At 55.4% G+C, this 16,762-nt stretch carries 11 protein-coding genes; 6 read left to right on the top strand and 5 right to left on the bottom strand.

Translation table 11 applies throughout. The annotated features are described in order from the left end of the window. The 4 genes from J2I48_RS08335 to priA form a co-directional block, all read right to left on the bottom strand. Window positions 1–1,035 (bottom strand): zinc-binding dehydrogenase, encoded by a 1,035-nt coding sequence (locus tag J2I48_RS08335; protein WP_207334960.1) that lies wholly within the window; start codon window positions 1,033–1,035, stop codon window positions 1–3. An 88-nt stretch (window positions 1,036–1,123) separates the two neighbouring features. Further along, window positions 1,124–1,924: an N-acetylmuramic acid 6-phosphate etherase gene (murQ, locus tag J2I48_RS08330; RefSeq protein WP_207334959.1), complete on the bottom strand. Its 801-nt coding sequence runs from the start codon at window positions 1,922–1,924 to the stop codon at window positions 1,124–1,126. Window positions 1,925–2,053: 129 nt separating this feature from the next. Then, window positions 2,054–3,496, bottom strand: a complete 1,443-nt coding sequence (locus J2I48_RS08325) for an ATP-binding cassette domain-containing protein (RefSeq protein ID WP_207334958.1) — start codon at window positions 3,494–3,496, stop codon at window positions 2,054–2,056. A gap of 100 nt (window positions 3,497–3,596) precedes the next feature. Next, window positions 3,597–6,116: a replication restart helicase PriA gene (priA, locus tag J2I48_RS08320; RefSeq protein ID WP_207334957.1), complete on the bottom strand. Its 2,520-nt coding sequence runs from the start codon at window positions 6,114–6,116 to the stop codon at window positions 3,597–3,599. A 203-nt stretch (window positions 6,117–6,319) separates the two neighbouring features. Here priA and J2I48_RS08315 point away from each other — a divergent pair, with 203 nt between their 5' ends. From J2I48_RS08315 to J2I48_RS08290, 6 genes are all read left to right on the top strand, one after another. After that, complete coding sequence (locus J2I48_RS08315; RefSeq protein ID WP_207334956.1) at window positions 6,320–10,255, top strand: SdrD B-like domain-containing protein; 3,936 nt, start codon at window positions 6,320–6,322, stop codon at window positions 10,253–10,255. A 95-nt stretch (window positions 10,256–10,350) separates the two neighbouring features. Further along, a complete protein-coding gene (locus J2I48_RS08310; RefSeq protein ID WP_207334955.1) occupies window positions 10,351–11,364 on the top strand; it encodes a YpdA family putative bacillithiol disulfide reductase in 1,014 nt (337 codons plus the stop codon). A 109-nt stretch (window positions 11,365–11,473) separates the two neighbouring features. Continuing rightward, entirely contained in the window at window positions 11,474–12,472 is a 999-nt protein-coding gene (locus tag J2I48_RS08305; RefSeq protein ID WP_207334954.1) for a bifunctional heptose 7-phosphate kinase/heptose 1-phosphate adenyltransferase, read from the top strand. A 56-nt stretch (window positions 12,473–12,528) separates the two neighbouring features. Then, window positions 12,529–13,134 (top strand): Uma2 family endonuclease, encoded by a 606-nt coding sequence (locus tag J2I48_RS08300; protein WP_207334953.1) that lies wholly within the window; start codon window positions 12,529–12,531, stop codon window positions 13,132–13,134. Between the two features lie 25 nt (window positions 13,135–13,159). Continuing rightward, entirely contained in the window at window positions 13,160–13,924 is a 765-nt protein-coding gene (locus J2I48_RS08295; RefSeq protein WP_207334952.1) for a TspO-related membrane protein, read from the top strand. A gap of 136 nt (window positions 13,925–14,060) precedes the next feature. Next, the gene (locus J2I48_RS08290) at window positions 14,061–16,139 is read left to right on the top strand and encodes a glycoside hydrolase family 3 protein (protein WP_207334951.1); all 2,079 of its coding nucleotides are present in this window, start codon (window positions 14,061–14,063) and stop codon (window positions 16,137–16,139) included. An 82-nt stretch (window positions 16,140–16,221) separates the two neighbouring features. Here the strand turns inward: J2I48_RS08290 and J2I48_RS08285 are convergent, their stop codons facing one another. Beyond that, on the bottom strand, window positions 16,222–16,740 hold the full coding sequence (locus J2I48_RS08285; protein ID WP_207334950.1) for a GNAT family N-acetyltransferase: 519 nt from the start codon (window positions 16,738–16,740) through the stop codon (window positions 16,222–16,224). Window positions 16,741–16,762: the final 22 nt, after the last annotated feature.

Below are 16,762 nucleotides of genomic sequence, written 5' to 3'. Positions count from 1 at the left end.
TCAGTCGACCGAGAGAACCAGCTTACCCAGTTGCTGTCCGGCGTTCATGCGGTCGAAGGCGGCTTGTCCTTCGGCTAGGGGCCGCACCGAATCGACCACAGGTACTAGCTGGTGTTTTTCAACAAACTGGAGCATGTCGGCAAACTCGGCATCGTTGCCCATGGTGGTACCGAAGATGGATAACTGCTTGAAAAACACCACCGACGGCTGCACATCGGTGATTTTGCCGGTCGTGCCACCGAAAAATGCGATACGGGCTGCGGGGGCTGCTACCTGCGTCAGTTTAGCAAAATCTGGCCCGCCCGCACTGTCGATGATGACGTCGAAATAACCGACTCTGGCCAGGGCAGGATTGTCGACAGTGGCAGCTTTCATCAGCATTTTATGCCAGTCGGCCTCTTTGTAGTTCACCCCACCCTTAGCACCCAACTCCTGCGCCTTGGCCAGCTTTTCGGCCGATCCCGACGTAACCCAGACCTCGGCGCCAGCTGCTACGGCAAACTGCAATGCAAACAGGGCCGCACCGCCGCCCACGCCCGTAATGAGCACACGCTCAGTCCGTTGCGAAGACAGTCCCGCCCGCGACATCAACGCCCGCCAGGCCGTGAGACCCGCCAGTGGCAAAGCAGCGGCTTCGGCAAACGACAAGTGCTGTGGTTTGGCGTAGACATTGGTTAGCGGAACAACTACTTGCTCGGCAAACGTGCCGTTGTCGGGCATACCCAGAATCTTAAACGCCGGGCTGTTCATGGCCGGGTTATTGCCCCAGTTCAGGCCTGGGTTGATGACTACCTCACGCCCCAGCCAAACGGGGTCAACGCCTTCGCCAACGGCCAGAACGACCCCGGCCCCGTCGGAACCGGGAATAACGGGTAGCGCAATGCTGGGATAAAGCCCCTGCTGAATAAACACGTCGCGGTGGTTAAGCGCCGCCGCTTTAATGGCAATGACCACCTCATTGGCATTAGGTGTTAGATCGGGGACGTCGACCAGCGCCAGCGGCTGATTCAGGGCAGGAAGTTGGAGGGCTTTCATAAAGGGTAGTTACGGGTCTAGAGTAAGTTTAAGGTCTAATGTTGCTCCGCGATCTACACAGCTCGCGGAGCAACATTAGACCTTAAACTCATTTTTTGTAGTTGTCAATCGCGCCGCGGACGTTGCCGAAGCGGGTAAGCAGGTCTTTGGCTTCGGCTTCGGAAACGCCCGTTTCGTCCATGACCATATAGGCGGCGCGTTGTTGCAGTTTAATATTCGAGAGTTGCATATCGACCATTTTGTTGCCCCGCACCCGGCCTAGCTGAATCATCACCGTGGTCGATAACATGTTAAGGGCCAATTTCTGCGCCGTGCCCGCCTTCATGCGCGTGCTACCCGTGACAAACTCCGGCCCCGTGACCACTTCCACCGGAAACTGGGCCGCCGCCGCCACCGGCGAGCCGGGGTTACAGACAACGCAGCCTGTGAGGCAACCCGCCGCCCGCGCCTGCTGCAACCCGCCGATGACGTAGGGCGTCCGGCCCGATGCGGCAATGCCCACTACGGTGTCGAGCGCGTCTATTTTGTAGGCGCTGAGGTCTATCCAGGCTTGGTTAGGGTCATCTTCGGCAAATTCCACGGCCTTGCGAATGGCCCCGTCGCCCCCGGCAATGATGCCCACCACCAGGTCGTGCGGCACCCCGTACGTCGGTGGACATTCCGACGCATCGACCACGCCAAGCCGACCGCTCGTCCCTGCGCCGATGTAGAACAGCCGACCGCCTTCACGCATCCGGGCTGTCACCTGCGTGGCAAGGGCTTCCAACTGCGGAATAGCCCTCTCTACAGCCAGGGGCACGGTTTTGTCTTCGTTGTTGATGTTCACCAGCAGGTCGTGGACCGACATCTGCTCCAGGTTGTCGTAATGAGACGTTGTTTCGGTAATCATGCGCAATACATTGTCGGGCAAAGCTACCAAAAATACTGGCAGAGGGAGGGTGTGGTTGGTAGTTGGTGGTTGGCTGACGCAGGCGAAGCCCCCCACCAACCACCAACTACCAACCACACCCTCTCCCCCTTACCCCAATTCCAAAAACTGCGTGACGGAGGTAGGGATTTCGGCGGGGTAGTGGGTGACAAACAGGAGCGTAGTGGTGAGTGGGAGGTGGCTTAGCAGATGGCGGGCGCGGGCAAGCTGGGCAGGATCTAGGCACTGGAACGGCTCATCGAGGATAAGTACGGGAGGGCGTTTCAGCAGCGCCCGACACAGCAGTACCAGTCGCTGTTGCCCCGCCGACAGACGGCCAAACTGTCTGTCTATTAAGGCATTAAGGCCAAAATAGCTCAGTAGGGAAAGGGCATCGGCGGTATGGCTAGGGACCACAGCGCGGGGTACGGTGAGCGTGTCGGTAAGTCCGGTATAGATTACGTCAAGCACGGCGAGGTGGCGGGGAAAGTACAGATGCAGTTCGGGCGAGACAAAACCAATCTGGCGTTTTATGGCCCAGATGCTCTGTCCCGTACCCGTGCGGCCCCGTCCGTGGGGCTTGCCAAACAGCCGGATGTCGTTGGCGTAGGCCTGTGGGTGGTCGCCATACAATAGGCTCAACAGCACCGATTTGCCCGACCCGTTTGGCCCCAGCAACGCCCATTGCTCCCCCGCCCGGACGGTCCAGGTTAAGCGGTCGAGGATGACCAGATCGCCGTACCGAATCGTCACGTCGCGTAAATCGAATACCGTTTCGGCAGGCAGTGGCTCCATCGGTGGCGTTTGCCAGATGGGTATGGTGGGTAAACTGGCGGGGTTTATTTCCTCCGTTTCTAGTAATGCAGCAGAGCGTTCATATTGACTAACTATTTGTCCATCAGCTAATTCGACAATATGCGTAATGCAGTTGGGGAGCACGTCGGGTGGGGCCACCAGCACCAGTTGCGTACCGGTAGCTACTAGTTCATCGAGCCAATCGATTAGGTTCCGGCGCATGGCCGCATCCAGCCCCACAAACGGGTCGTCGAGTAGCAACAGGGCTGGTTTGGTAAGCAACGCCTTCGCAATCAGCACCTTCCGCGACTGCCCGTTCGAGAGCTTGATAAACGGCAACGACAGCAGCGGCAGCAAACCCAGCCGACTCAATACAGCCTTACTGTCAGCTAGTTGTTCGTCTTTGACTTGCAAAAACGCCCGCACGTCGAGGCTTTCTTCGAGGGCGGCGTGGTAGCGTTGCTGGTAGAAAAACCGGCTGTAATCAAAGGCGTGGGAGGCCTCGCGAAAGGTGACGATAGCCGTGCGGGCTTTTTGATGTTCACGGGAGATAGGCTGGTCCGGCTGGTCTGTTTCGCTAAACGTAACCTGCCCCGCCTGTGGCAGCAGCCGACCGGCCAGGGCGTTCAGCAGCAGCGATTTACCCGCTCCCACCGGCCCCGCAATGGCCCAGTGCTGTCCCGGTGCCAACGTCAGATTCACACCCTGCAACACCACCACCCGCCCCTTCCGAAACAAGGCATTTTCCAGTTGAATCATAGGAATTGAGGGAAGTCAGACAGTAGCCTGGAGCGCGAAGGCACACACAAACTGCCATTTCTATTATATACGAATCTATCAAAAAAGGCCCAACCACCCCCTACAAACAATCTACGTCGATCACGATGCTAACCTGACGGAGGCCTTTGTCGGTGAGGATATTGGTGATGCACTCCTGAATAAATGCCTTCACGGCCTTGAAATTGATTTTTTCGCGTTCCAGCTTGATCAGTATGTCGAATAGAAACTGATTCCGTACGCGCTCTACCAGCGGCTCTTCGGGACCCAGCACGCGCTCGTCGCCCAGCTTGTCGGCCAGGTCGAGGCGGAGTTTGTCGGCGGCGCGTTTGCTGATGCGCTGGTCGGTGTGGCGAACGGTAAGCTTGATCAGCCGCGAAAAGGGTGGGTAGTTGAAATTCTGGCGTTCCACAATCTCATCGGAATAGAGAGCGTGATAATCGTTGTCGATGATTTTGGCCAGCACAGCCTGTGTGGGGTTGGCGGTCTGAATGAGCACTCGCCCCTGCCGGTCGGCGCGGCGGCCCGCCCGGCCACTCACCTGCGTCATCATCTGAAAAGCCCGTTCCGTGGCCCTGAATTCGGGGAAGTGGATGATCCGGTCGGCGTCGAAAATACCCACCAGACTCACGTTGCCAAAATCTAACCCCTTGGTAATCATCTGCGTACCTACCAAAATATCCACATTGCCGGTCTCAAATTCCTGAATGATCTGCTGGTAGGCGTTCTTGGCCCGCGTGGTGTCGAGGTCCATGCGCTGAATGCGGGCGTCGGGAAACAGAATCTGAAGCTGGTCTTCCAGCTTTTCGGTACCGTAGCCCACCGTTTTCACTTTCGTAGACCCACAAACGGGGCACAGCTTGGGCACCAGCTCTTTATGGCCACAGTAGTGGCAGCGCAGTTCGGCGGCGCGTTGGTGGTAGGTCAGGCTCACGGCGCAGTTGGGGCATTGGCCAATCCATTCGCAGTCTTCGCACTGAATGTATGGCGAATAGCCGCGCCGGTTCTGAAACAAAATGCTTTGTTCACCCCGCTCCAGGTTGTCAGACAAGGCCTGGTACAGCACCGACGAAAACTCATTTTTCATGGTTTTCTGGTGCCGTTCCTTCTTCACGTCGATGAGTGAGATAAACGGTAGGTTGGCATCGCCGTAGCGCTGAAACAGCTCTACCAGCCCGTAACGGCCCTGTTTAGCCTGGTAGTACGACTCCATGCTGGGCGTAGCCGACCCCAGCAGCACCTTGGCCTGCTGCCAGTGGGCCATCATCATGGCCACGTCGCGGGCGTGGTAGCGCGGGGCGGGGTCGTGCTGCTTGTAAGAAGTCTCGTGTTCTTCGTCTACGATAATCAGGCCGAGGTTGTCGAACGGCAAAAACACCGCCGACCGCACTCCTACCACAAACTGGTACTGCCCCGACACAATGCCCTTCCAAACCTCAACGCGCTCATTATCAGAGAATTTCGAGTGGTAGATGCCCATTTTGTCTCCGAAGACTTTCTGCAGGCGCACCACAATCTGGGTGGTCAAAGCAATTTCGGGCAAGAGGTACAACACCTGCGACCCGCCGGCCAGCACCTTCTGGATCAGGTCGATGTAAACTTCAGTTTTGCCGCTGCCCGTGATGCCGTGAAACAGCACAATGTCTTTGTCAGCAAAGTGGCCCATCACCTGGTCGGAGGCGGCCTGCTGGGCGGAGGTCAGCTTAATCTCGCCCTGGGGGGCAAACGTCTGGCTAAAGCGCGGCTGGATCAGCTCGAAGGTATCGAACACGCCATTTTTTATGAGCGTAGCCAGTGATGACGACGACAGTTCGTCGTCTTTGTTGAGCAGCGTTTTATCGAGGCCGATCTGGTTTAACGCGGGGCTGCGTTGTAACGGCACATGACTTAAATAACGCATGACTACCTCTTGTTGTTTGGGTAGTTTTTCTAGTCTATGGATGAGAGCTACTAACTCTTCGGGGTCTTCAAACCGGGGGTTTAGCCGCACCTTACGCACCATTTTGGGTACGTATTTTTCTTTGACTTCGTCAAAGACAATGACCGCCCGTTTACCCACCAACGACTTAATGAGCGTGGGCACATTGATCTCGCCAACCAGCCGCCCCACCTCTTCATACGACAGGGCTGGTTGTTTTCGAAGCTCATCGATCAGGGCAGCTTCTTGCTCGGTGAGTAATTCGGGATAGTCAAAATCGGGGTTGTACTGCACCTTCGACTGGCTGGTGATTTTCAAGCCGGAAGGCAGCGCCACGTTGAGCACCTCACCCACACAACACATGTAGTACGTTGACATCCAATCGAATAACTGAAGCTGATAGCCTGTTACCAGGGGATATTCGTCCAGTAGTTCGAGCACGTAGCGGGCCTGGTAGTTCTGGGGTGGCTGGTTATGCAAACTGGCCACTACGGCGGTCATCACCCGGCTTTTTCCGAAGGGAACAATTACTCTGGCCCCAATTTTGATAAGACCATTCATTTCTCTCTGAACCCGATAGGTGAACAATCGTGGCACAGGAATAGGCAAAATCAGGTCAACGAAAAAAGTACGTTCCTCAACAGACGAATACGCAAATAACGGCTCAGACGACGATTTATTCATAAGTAATTGGTGCGCTCAGTAAACATTCACGGTGCGAAATGGCTGGCTGGCAAGAAATTTGAGGTATTCGCTCTAAGTACCTTACATCCCATAAACACGTGTCGATTTCGGTAATGCAAACCAGTTCCTTCATAGGACTACTGGCGACCAGTCGATTTGTGCATTGACTAATGGTAAATCAGTATAGTAGAACAGCCTTGAAAATGAAAAATTTGTACGTAGCGTTCAGGCGGGGACTAGTGGTTGGTGTGGCATACCTGCTTTCGCAATCCATGTTATTTGCTCAGGTTAAGGGCACCGTATACCGGGACTTCAACCAAAGCGGCACCCAGACGGCCTCACTCCCCGAAGAGCCAGGCGAGCCAAACATCGTAGTTAGAGCCTACGTGAATTTCAGTTCGACACCCATCTCTACTACTACCGACAGCAACGGCGCTTACCAGTTTAGTGCTGCCGACGTACCCGCCAATGCAAAGGTACGGATTGAGTTTAGTGGCCTGGCCGATGGCTACTTTTTTGGCGCGGCTGGTGCCGACGACCGGTCGAACGTGCGGTTTGTCATTGCCGGCCCCGCCGCCACCGGCATCGACGTGGGCATCAACTACCCCACCGACTATTGCCAGAACGGCGAAGTATCGACGATCATTCCCTGTTTTGTGAACGGCGACCCAATCAGTACGCTCAACGCCGATGGATCGCCCGCCGACCCGGCCAACCGCGCCAGCGGGGCCGACGTGCTGGTGGCGTTCCCCTATTCGGCCACGGGGCTGGCCGGGCCTGGCAACTTTCCCCCGGCTCACCTAGCTACTGCTGGGCAGGTAGGGTCAATCTGGGGCGTCGGCCTACTCAGAGCCGAAAAGAAAGTGATCACCTCGGCAGCCATCAAACGGCATACCGGGCTTGGCAGTTTGGGCACGGGGGGCATCTACATCACCGACATAGCCGCCCTTACGGCCACGCCCACGGCCGTTCAGGCCGATTATCCGCAAATCATTACCAAGCCCTTTTTTGATTTCCAGGCCGACCTTGGCGTGGCGACCGGTGCCGACCCTCACTCGGGGCTGTCGGGCAATAAACTGGAGGCCAGTGCTGACCCCGGATCGATGGTGGCAATGGGGCGCATCGGCCTTGGCGGCATCGAAATTTCGGACGATAGCAAGACACTCTATGCCGTAAACCTCTTTGACCGTAAGCTCTACGGCGTGTTTATTGACTCGCCCGCCCGCAAGCCCGGCCCCGGCGACGTGAAATCGTGGGCGATGGACCAGTCGGGCTGCCCCAACGGCGACTATCGGCCCTGGGGGGTGTATAGCTACCGCAAAATTGTGTATGTGGGGGGTGTTTGTTCGGGCGAAAACCGGACCTCGAAAATTGGTTCTACCCCATCGGCAACAGGCGACCTGGCTGCTACCCTACCCGACACAGCCGGCCTGAAGCTAATTATTCAACGGGTTGACCCCCGTATTGTGGGCGCTACTTTTCAAACCGTGCTTACCTACCCGCTCACATTTCCGCGCGGTGCCGCCGACTTGACCGACAATTGTGCCGACTTTAAGTACTGGCTCCCCTGGAATAACGATTTCCCGGTTGGCTGCAATAACACCGGCATGTTTGTGATGTGGCCGCAACCCATGGTTACTGATCTGGCCTTCGACGTTGACGGGTCTATGATCATCGGTATGCTCGACCGGTTTGGTCACCTGGCGGGGGTACAAAACCATAACCCACAGGGAACAGGACTATTCAATGGGTTTACGGGCGGTGATATTCTGCGGGCGGCCCCGCTCAATGCCGCTGGTACTGCCTACAAGATGGAAAGCAACGGTTCAGTGGGGGGCGATTTTGTGCCTGCCCGCACAGCCGGGTCCAATCAGGTGCCGGGAACAGGCATCAGTGTGCAAGGCACCAACAACAATCAGGGGCCAGGTGGAGGCGAGTTTTACTACAACGACCAATGGGCGTTTTCAACCAGCAGCACCAAATTAGCTCACGACGAAGTAACCAACGGTTCGCTGATGGTGGTGCCCGGACGCGGTGAGGTGATGACGTCGGCGTTTGACCCCATCACAGGCATTTATCAGTCGGGCGGTATGAAAGTCTTCAAAAACCGCGACGGCAGCATTGTGCGTAATTATGCCCTGTTTGCCAACCTGGGCGGTGGTCCCGACGGCAACTTTGGCAAGGTATCTGGTTTGGGCGACGGCAAAGTCCTCTGCGATATGCCGGGCCTGGAAATTGGCAACCGCGTCTGGTTCGACGACAACCGCAATGGCATACAAGACGCCTATGAACCCGGCGTAGACGGCGTAGTGCTGGAACTGTTTGATATGGGTGCCGGAGGGACTAAAGTTGCCTCGACAACCTCGGCCAACGGCGGTCAGTATGTGTTCAATAAAAACAACGTGCCGGGTGGGCCTCGCTACAACCGCAGCTACGAAATTCGGCTGGCCATGGCTCAACTCCCCAGCCTGGACCTAGCTGCCCAAAAGCCCACCGGTGGACCAGGTGCCCGACGCGCGGCCACAACACGCGACTATTATATCTCACCGCAACTCCAGGCATCGGGTGTTGATGGCGCTATCCGTGACAACAACGCCGTTCAGATCGGTACTAACGCCGTAATTCAGCTAACGACCGGCTCATTTGGCGAAAACAACTACGACAACGACTTCGCTATCTATTCTTGCCCCACTATCACGGCGCAATTCGAAACGCTTTCGGTATGCGCCGATGCAGCAAAAATCCCTGACGTTCCGTTCGACGGGGCCAATTTTGCACTGGTAGATAACGTACAGTTTGTGCTGTTTACCAGTCCGCAAAGTGGTACGGCTATGTATACCGGCGGCACGGTGCTGGCCACGCTTACGCCCACCAACCCAGTCAGCCAGGTTGTTTCGCTTACAGCCGCTAACATTTCTACGCAGAACAACACGGGTGCTCCCATTCAATACTTCATCTACGGCATTATTTCGCCTGCCCCCATAGACCCCACCTGCCGGGTGTCGTCGGTGACGAAGCTGACCATATTGCCCAAGCCGACAGTTGCGGTGACGCCCAGTTCGGCTACGCTGACCTGCAACAAGCTCACGGCTACGCTACAAGTGCTCAACCCTACTCCCGGCACTGTTTATGGCTGGGTTAGTCCACCCAACGGCACTACCACAGCAGGCTCGTCGCTGTTGGTGAGTGCGCCGGGCGTCTATACAGTAACGGCCTCGTTGAGTGCCTGCGCGGCGTCTTCGGGCACAGCCCTGGTAAGCGAAGACAAAATCACCCAGCCCGTAACGGTCAACGACGCGGTGCTGTCGTGCCGCAACCCAACGGCCTCGCTAACGGCCCTGGTGGGTGGTCAGGTAACAACACAGACAGTTAGCTGGAAAGGGCCAAACGGCTTCACCAGCACCCAAAACCCCATCTCGGTTACGCTGCCGGGTACCTACTCAGCCACCGTCACATTTGCCAACGGTTGCACGGTGGTATCTACAGGTGGCACGGTAACGCAGGGCGCATCGACTACTCCAGACGTAGAGGCCTTCGGTGGTGTAAAACTATGTAATACGTGCTCGGTAACGCTGGTAGCGGAGGCATCGGGCGTGTCTTTCTACTGGACTGGTCCGGGTAATTTCACCAGCACCGAACAAAATCCCGTGGTAACCCTGGTAGGCAACTACACGGTCACTGTTTATGATATTGAGACGGGTTGCCCCAATCAGGCCGAAGTGGTGGTTGAACCCCCAGCTGGTGACCAATGCGTAACGACACTGTCCATTAGCCCGGGTGCATCGACCATTTGCTCGGGAGGGCCAGCACCGGCCATCGTAGCCACGGCTAGTACGACCCTGGTGGCCGGGCAGCAAATTCAGTTTGTCAGGTTCAAAACGCTGCAAACAGGCACCAATATGTACGTAGGCGGCACCGTACTAGCCACGCTAAGCCCCAATGCCAGCAATCAGGCCATCTTGCCACCCGCTGCCTTCGTCGGCGTGACCAACACCGCGTCGCAGCCCGTTGACAACTACATCTATGCCATTCTGACGCCAGTTAATCAGGCCAGAGCCGAGTGTAAACCATCAGCTTTGTTCACCGTAACTGTGCAGCCAGGCGGTTGCCTTAGTATACAGGGAACCCGAGTTCGCTAAACTGGTTTCTCATCTAGCCATAGACCCCAAAGCCAAACCTTTGGGGTCTTTTTTTGCGTTACACCTGAGTAAGACAACGGAGCAATCCGGCCTATATGACAACCAGCCAACCTTATGATGTTTTGATTGTGGGCGGCGGCCCCTGCGGGTTAGCCGCCGGGATCGAAGCCAGCAAGAGTGGTTTAAGCCACTTGATTTTAGAAAAAGGAAGCATAACCGAGTCTATTCGGCGGTATCCGAAGCTGATGCGTTTTTTTTCCACGGCCGAAAACATCGAGATCGGCGGTATTCCGTTTCCGGTATCGAGCGTAAAAGCCAACCGTAATGAGGCGCTTCAATATTATCGCAAAGTGGCAGCTTACTATAAGCTGAATACCAAAGTCTTCACCGAAGTTCAGCGTGTACAAAAACAAGGCGACGTATTTGTAGTGACCACTACCAAAGACGAGACCTTTCGAGCCTATAAAGTCATCCTGGCCACGGGCTATTTCGACCGGCCCCGGTGGCTGGGGATTCCCGGTGAAGATGGCCCGCAGGTATCGCACTACTACGACGAACCGTTCAAATATTCATTTACCAACGTGGTCATCATCGGCGCGTCGAATTCGGCGGTTGAAGCGGCGCTGGAATTGTATCGCCACGACGTAGACGTGACGGTAGTGCACCGCGGACCCGACTTCCGCTCAACGGTGAAATATTGGCTCATTCCCGATGTGAAGAACCGGGTGAAAGAAGGCAAGATCAAAACCGTGTTTGATAGCTGCGCCACCCGCATCGGCCCCGATTTTGTGCGGGTGCATAACCAGCTGACCGGCGAAATCAGCAACATTCCCGCCGACTTTGTGCTGGTGTTAACTGGTTATACACCTGATGCAGAGCTACTTCAACGTTGCGGCATAGAATTGAATCCTGATACACAAGTACCAGTTTATGACCGCGAAACGTTCGAGACCAACGTACCAGGACTATATGTGTGCGGTACCGTTCTGGCAGGTATCTATACTGAAAAAGTATTTATCGAAAATGGACGTGAACACGCCCAGGCCATCCTCGACCACATCATGGGCCGCGAGCTGCACAAAGTGAACGAATTGGTGCAACGGATCTAAATAAGTTTAAAGTTCAAGGTCTAAAGTCCAAGGCTGGCTCACGCAAGAATACGTATGCGTGAGCCAGCCTTGGACTTTAGACCTTGAACTTTAAACTTATTTTTGCGGCATGAATACCCCGCTTGCCGATTTGTTTACCCAGTTTAATTCACTTCGCGTACTGATTGTAGGCGACGTCATGCTCGATGCCTACGTCTGGGGGCGTGTAGAACGCATTTCGCCTGAAGCACCCGTGCCGGTTGTGACCGTCACCCGTCGCGAAGTGCGGCTAGGTGGTGCAGGCAACGTGCTGCTAAATGTGCAAGCCCTTGGCGCTGAAGCCATTATCTGTTCAGTCATTGGTACCGATGCCCCCGGCGATCAACTGGTGCAACAACTCCAGGACCGCCACCTCAGTTGCGACGGCCTGATCCGGTCGGCGGGGCGGCTGACGACCATCAAAGAACGCATCATTGCCGGGTCGCAACAGGTGGTGCGCGTAGACACCGAAACCGACAAATACATCACCGATGATGACCGGGCACAACTCATTGAGCGAGCTAAGTCTTTGATTCCTAGTTGCCAGGTAGTTCTTTTTGAAGATTATGACAAAGGTGTGCTCAGCCGCGAAGCCATTGCCGAGATTACCGCTTTCGCCAATTTACACGGTATCCCCACCGTAGTCGACCCTAAAAAACGGCACTTTCTGGACTACGAACACGTCACGCTCTTTAAGCCCAACCTAAAAGAACTGAAAGAGGGCCTGAAGCTGGCCGAATCGGTTGATTTCAGCGCAGATGACCCTGGCGAACTGACCCGCGTGGTAGATCAGCTCAAAACCCGGATGCACCTGCGCGGCACGCTCATAACGCTTTCAGAACGAGGTGTTTACATTGATTTTGATGGCGTTCAGGATCGTCTTCCGGCCCACGTCCGGCAGATATCTGACGTATCGGGCGCGGGTGATACCGTCGTTAGCATTGCTGCCTGCTGCGTGGCCCTGAATCAGTCGGCGCACCGCATTGCGGGCCTGTCGAACCTGGGCGGTGGCCTTGTCTGCGAAAGTGTGGGGGTAGTGCCCATCGACAAAGCGCACCTGCTGGAAGAGGCCCGGCGGCTAGATATTTAGGTACGGTTGATGTTCGTATATTACGGTTGATAAACAGGTTGCTAACGCCTACTGCTATGACCACCCTTGTACTGCCCATAGAGCTTGAACCGGGCACAGATATGTTTGAACAGATTCGGCACATGAGTGACGACGAGTTCTATTATTTCTGTCAGGATAACGCAAACCTAAACTTCGAGCGCGACGCGAACGGTAATATCAAACCCATGGGACAAACAGGTGCCGATACAGGAGAGAAAAACAGCGAGTTGGGCGCTGATCTGGTTATTTGGAACCGTCAGTCAAAGCTCGGTTTTGTCTACGATTCGTCAACGGCATTCCGTCTACCCAATAGTGCTGTTCGTAGTCCGGATGTCGCCTGGTTAACTGCTGAACGCCGGAATGCATTTACGCCAGAGCAACGCAGAAAATTTCTGCCCTTGTGTCCCGATTTTGTGGTTGAACTGGTCAGTGAATCGGATTTGCAGAAAGACACCGAGGCAAAAATGGTTGAATATATGGCCAACGGTTGTCGGCTGGGCTGGCTGATCAACCCCAAGACGCAAACTGCCAAAGTGTACCGCGCCAACGGGTCTATAGATGTGATCACCAGCTTTGCCGGGGCATTATCTGGCGAAGGGGTGCTGCCTGGTTTTTCTCTGTCACTCGCCTTACTGTGCTAGGGCCTTTCAACCTACCAGTTTTGTTATGTATCAGCCTGTGTCAATCGATTTGAAACAAAATGCGCTGTACTGGCTGGTTTGCCTGACGGCCGTTATGCAACAGCTTTCGCCGTTGTTCAGCTCATTCGACGGCAATGGAGGCAACGATCCACAAATTACCCCCGCTGGGTATGCTTTTGCAGTGTGGGGCGTCATCACGTTGCTGTCACTGGCCTACGGTATCTACCAGGTTATTCCCGGCAACCGCAATATCCCGTTGTTTGGTCAGTTGGCCCCATATCTTATTGGCACCTACCTGGGTTTTGGCCTGTGGCTCTGGGCGGCGGCTAGTCCGAACGTCTGGCTAACCGTTCCTATTTTCATTGGTATGTTCTGGCTACTACGTCAGGCCTACCGGCGTGTGTTACCATACCGGTCACAGTTAACAACTACGCAACGCCTGCTTATAGAGGCGCAACTGGGCATTTACCTTGGCTGGACCAGCGTAGCCATCTTTGCTAATATCGCTTCTGTGGTAAAAAGCCTGGGGGTCTCTGACACCGGCCCCGCTGGTCAACTCTGGCAGGGCCTGATCCTCCTTGGGGCCACAGTTAACGTATTTGGCTGTGTACGGTTAACAACGGGTAGTCTAGCCTATACCCTCACCGCCCTCTGGGCTTTTGTCGCCGTATTCGTGGGCCTTCGTCAGTTGCAGGGACCAGTCATATTGCAAGCGTTGGCACTGACGGCCGTAGTAAGCGTGCTGGCGTGGTTTATCTATCAACACAAACGTCTACTACGGCATAAATAGTCAGGCGAATTATACGTGCAGTCATTACTTATTTTTTGCATCAAAACCGGTTAAGAGATGCAGTAATTCCAACTGGTATGTAGCTTGCATAGTAAGCTATATACCAGTCTTTTTTTGCCAACACCGTAACAACATTATGCATCGTATTTATACTGAAAAGCCATTCAGTCGACCTTTCGCGTCTACTGCTTTACCCGTTTTTTTACTTATCTGGTGCGTAACCAGCCAAGTCGCGGCTCAGTCACGGGCGGCTGTTCAGCAACCCGTGTTGGGTGCTCAGTCGGCCCCACTGTTGCATCTGGGCAATCTGGTATTCAAGGACTTAAACAAAAACGGAAAGCTCGATAAATACGAAGACTGGCGGCGACCCATTGCCCAGCGTACGGCCGATCTGCTGGCCCGGATGTCGCTGGAAGAAAAAGTTGGCTTTATGCTCATCAGCACGGCACGGCTGAAAAATGACTGGTCGTTTGAAGCACCCAAAAACAAGGACGCCATCACCAGCGATTTCAATGAAGATGACCTGGTACAAACGGGCAACATGTTTACCAAAAAGCCCCTGCCTGCGCCAATGATGATGGCCGCGGGTACCACCAAGGGCGTAACTCAGTACCACCTGCGCCACTTTATCCTGCGGGCCAACGTGAGCGCCCGCACCACGGCCCAGTGGGCCAACAAACTCCAGGCCCTCTGCGAAGCCGACGGGCTGGGCATCCCGGCTATTATTGCCTCGAACCCCCGCAACCACATCACTCGCGACGCCTCTATTGGCCTGAGTGTGGGCAAAACCGTATTCTCGACCTGGCCCGGCGAACTGGGTCTATCGGCCATGCGCGATCTGGCGCTGGTGCGCGAATTTGCCGACATTGCCCGGCAGGAGTGGGCAGCGGTGGGCCTTCGCAAAGGCTACATGTACATGGCCGACCTGGCCACCGAACCCCGCTGGCAGCGTATAGAGGGCACTTTTGGCGAAAACGCGGACTGGGTCGGGCAGATGATGACGCAGCTAGTGCTGGGGTTTCAGGGCACCACCCTCGGCCCCACGTCGGTGGCGATGACAACCAAGCATTTTCCCGGCGGCGGCGCGGCCGAAGGAGGTCAGGACCCCCACTTCGACTGGGGAAAGAACGAGCGTTTTCCGGGGCATATGCTTGCCAACAACCTCATTCCCTTCCGGGCGGCGATCAAAGCGGGCACGTCGGCCATTATGCCGTACTATTCCATTCCGCAGGATACCAAATACGAACCCATCGCCTATGCCTACAACAAGGGCGTAATCACCGACCTGCTGCGGGGCGAACTGGGCTTCGACGGGATCATCAACTCCGACACTGGCCCCATCGAGATGATGCCCTGGGGTGCCGAAAACCTGACCCTGACCGAACGATACAAACGCACACTGGAGGCGGGGGTAAACTTGTACTCGGGCACGTCGGACCCCTCGCAACTGCTTGAAACTGTGCGGAGTGGCACCGTCGACATGAGTTACATCGATAATTCGGTGCGGCGGTTGCTGCTGGAAAAATTCAGGCTGGGGCTGTTCGAGAACCCATATGTAGACGAAGCAGCCGCTGAGCAACTGGTAGGCAACGCCCGCTTTCAAACCCGCGCCGACCTGGCCATGCGCAAGTCGATTGTGTTGCTGCGAAATGAGCCGCAGGCGCTGCCGCTAACCCCAAAAACGAAGGTGTATTTCGAGCAGTATTACCGCCAGCCAAACCCGCAGGCCAACCCAAGCAACGTTTTCGCCGACAAGGCGGGTAAGTATAACCTGACCTTCGTGAAAACGCCCGAAGAGGCCGACGTAATTGTGCTCTGGATCACGCCCGGGTCCAAGTCGTTGTTTAATTCCGACGGTTCACCGCTGTACCTGTCGCTGTCGAAGAATGCCGTCGACGTAGCCTACGTAAACGCGCTCACGGCCAAAAAACCGACTATTCTGGCCATCAATTTTACCAACCCCTGGGTGGTTGATGAGGTTTATAACCCTGCCACAACCGCTAACATCAGGGGCGTATTGGCCACATTCGGCACCACCACCGATGCCTTTCTGGATGTCATAACGGGCCAGTTTAACCCGTCGGGCAAAATGCCATTTTCAACGCCGGTTTCAGAAGCCGCCGCCCAAAACCAAAAAACCGACGTGCCCGGCTACCTCGAAGGCCCCGGCTACGCGCTGTTTAACTATGATGAAGGACTGCGGTATAATAAATAAGTGATGAGTGGTAAACGGTAAGAGGTAAGTTTGCTTCCGCCAGAGCAGTTACGCTGGCGGAAGCAAACTTACCTCTTACCGTTTACCACTCATCACTATTGCCCCATCCATACCACAAAATCGTGGCTTTGCCCCCACCGGGGTTATCGTGCAGTTCGCGGCCAAGGCAACGGCCACCCATGCGTTCGTAAAAACCAATGGCGGGTGTATTAGCCTCATAAACAGCCAGGTAGCAATTCGAATTGGTAGCTTCGGGCAGCAATTGGCGGGTGGCCTCACGCAGTAGCTCTGCTCCAATGCCCTGCCCTTTCATCGCCGGGTCAACGTGCAGGTTGTCAATAAGGGTGCCGCGCACAGGGTCTTTGTCGAAAAATAAACAGATGAATCCCAGCAGGTTATCGTTCTCTTCGGCCAATAGAATACGCTGATTCTGGGCGGGGTCTAGCAGGCGCTCAGACCAGACGGCATAGCGGTCCTGATCAATAATACCATCCAGGTACTGATCGCGCAGAATACCCCGATAGGCCAACCGCCAGCTACGCGTGTGCAAATTGGCAATACCCTCGCAGTCAGTCAGTTGGGCCAAGCGATATGTAATCATGCGCCTTGTATACTATTTCCTG

The organism is Fibrella aquatilis, from assembly GCF_017353255.1.
Taxonomy (GTDB): domain Bacteria; phylum Bacteroidota; class Bacteroidia; order Cytophagales; family Spirosomataceae; genus Fibrella; species Fibrella aquatilis.
The sequence above is the reverse complement of the archived record's forward strand: the minus strand, read 5'-3'. Positions and strand labels throughout refer to the sequence as shown.

Excerpts from the sequence above, each read along its gene's own strand:
- J2I48_RS08335 (WP_207334960.1), bottom strand. The coding sequence starts at position 1,035 with ATGAAAGCCCTCCAACTTCCTGCCCTGAATCAGCCGCTGGCGCTGGTC.
- murQ (WP_207334959.1), bottom strand. The coding sequence starts at position 1,924 with ATGATTACCGAAACAACGTCTCATTACGACAACCTGGAGCAGATGTCG.
- J2I48_RS08325 (WP_207334958.1), bottom strand. The coding sequence starts at position 3,496 with ATGATTCAACTGGAAAATGCCTTGTTTCGGAAGGGGCGGGTGGTGGTG.
- priA (WP_207334957.1), bottom strand. The coding sequence starts at position 6,116 with ATGAATAAATCGTCGTCTGAGCCGTTATTTGCGTATTCGTCTGTTGAG.
- J2I48_RS08315 (WP_207334956.1), top strand. The coding sequence starts at position 6,320 with ATGAAAAATTTGTACGTAGCGTTCAGGCGGGGACTAGTGGTTGGTGTG.
- J2I48_RS08310 (WP_207334955.1), top strand. The coding sequence starts at position 10,351 with ATGACAACCAGCCAACCTTATGATGTTTTGATTGTGGGCGGCGGCCCC.
- J2I48_RS08305 (WP_207334954.1), top strand. The coding sequence starts at position 11,474 with ATGAATACCCCGCTTGCCGATTTGTTTACCCAGTTTAATTCACTTCGC.
- J2I48_RS08300 (WP_207334953.1), top strand. The coding sequence starts at position 12,529 with ATGACCACCCTTGTACTGCCCATAGAGCTTGAACCGGGCACAGATATG.
- J2I48_RS08295 (WP_207334952.1), top strand. The coding sequence starts at position 13,160 with ATGTATCAGCCTGTGTCAATCGATTTGAAACAAAATGCGCTGTACTGG.
- J2I48_RS08290 (WP_207334951.1), top strand. The coding sequence starts at position 14,061 with ATGCATCGTATTTATACTGAAAAGCCATTCAGTCGACCTTTCGCGTCT.
- J2I48_RS08285 (WP_207334950.1), bottom strand. The coding sequence starts at position 16,740 with ATGATTACATATCGCTTGGCCCAACTGACTGACTGCGAGGGTATTGCC.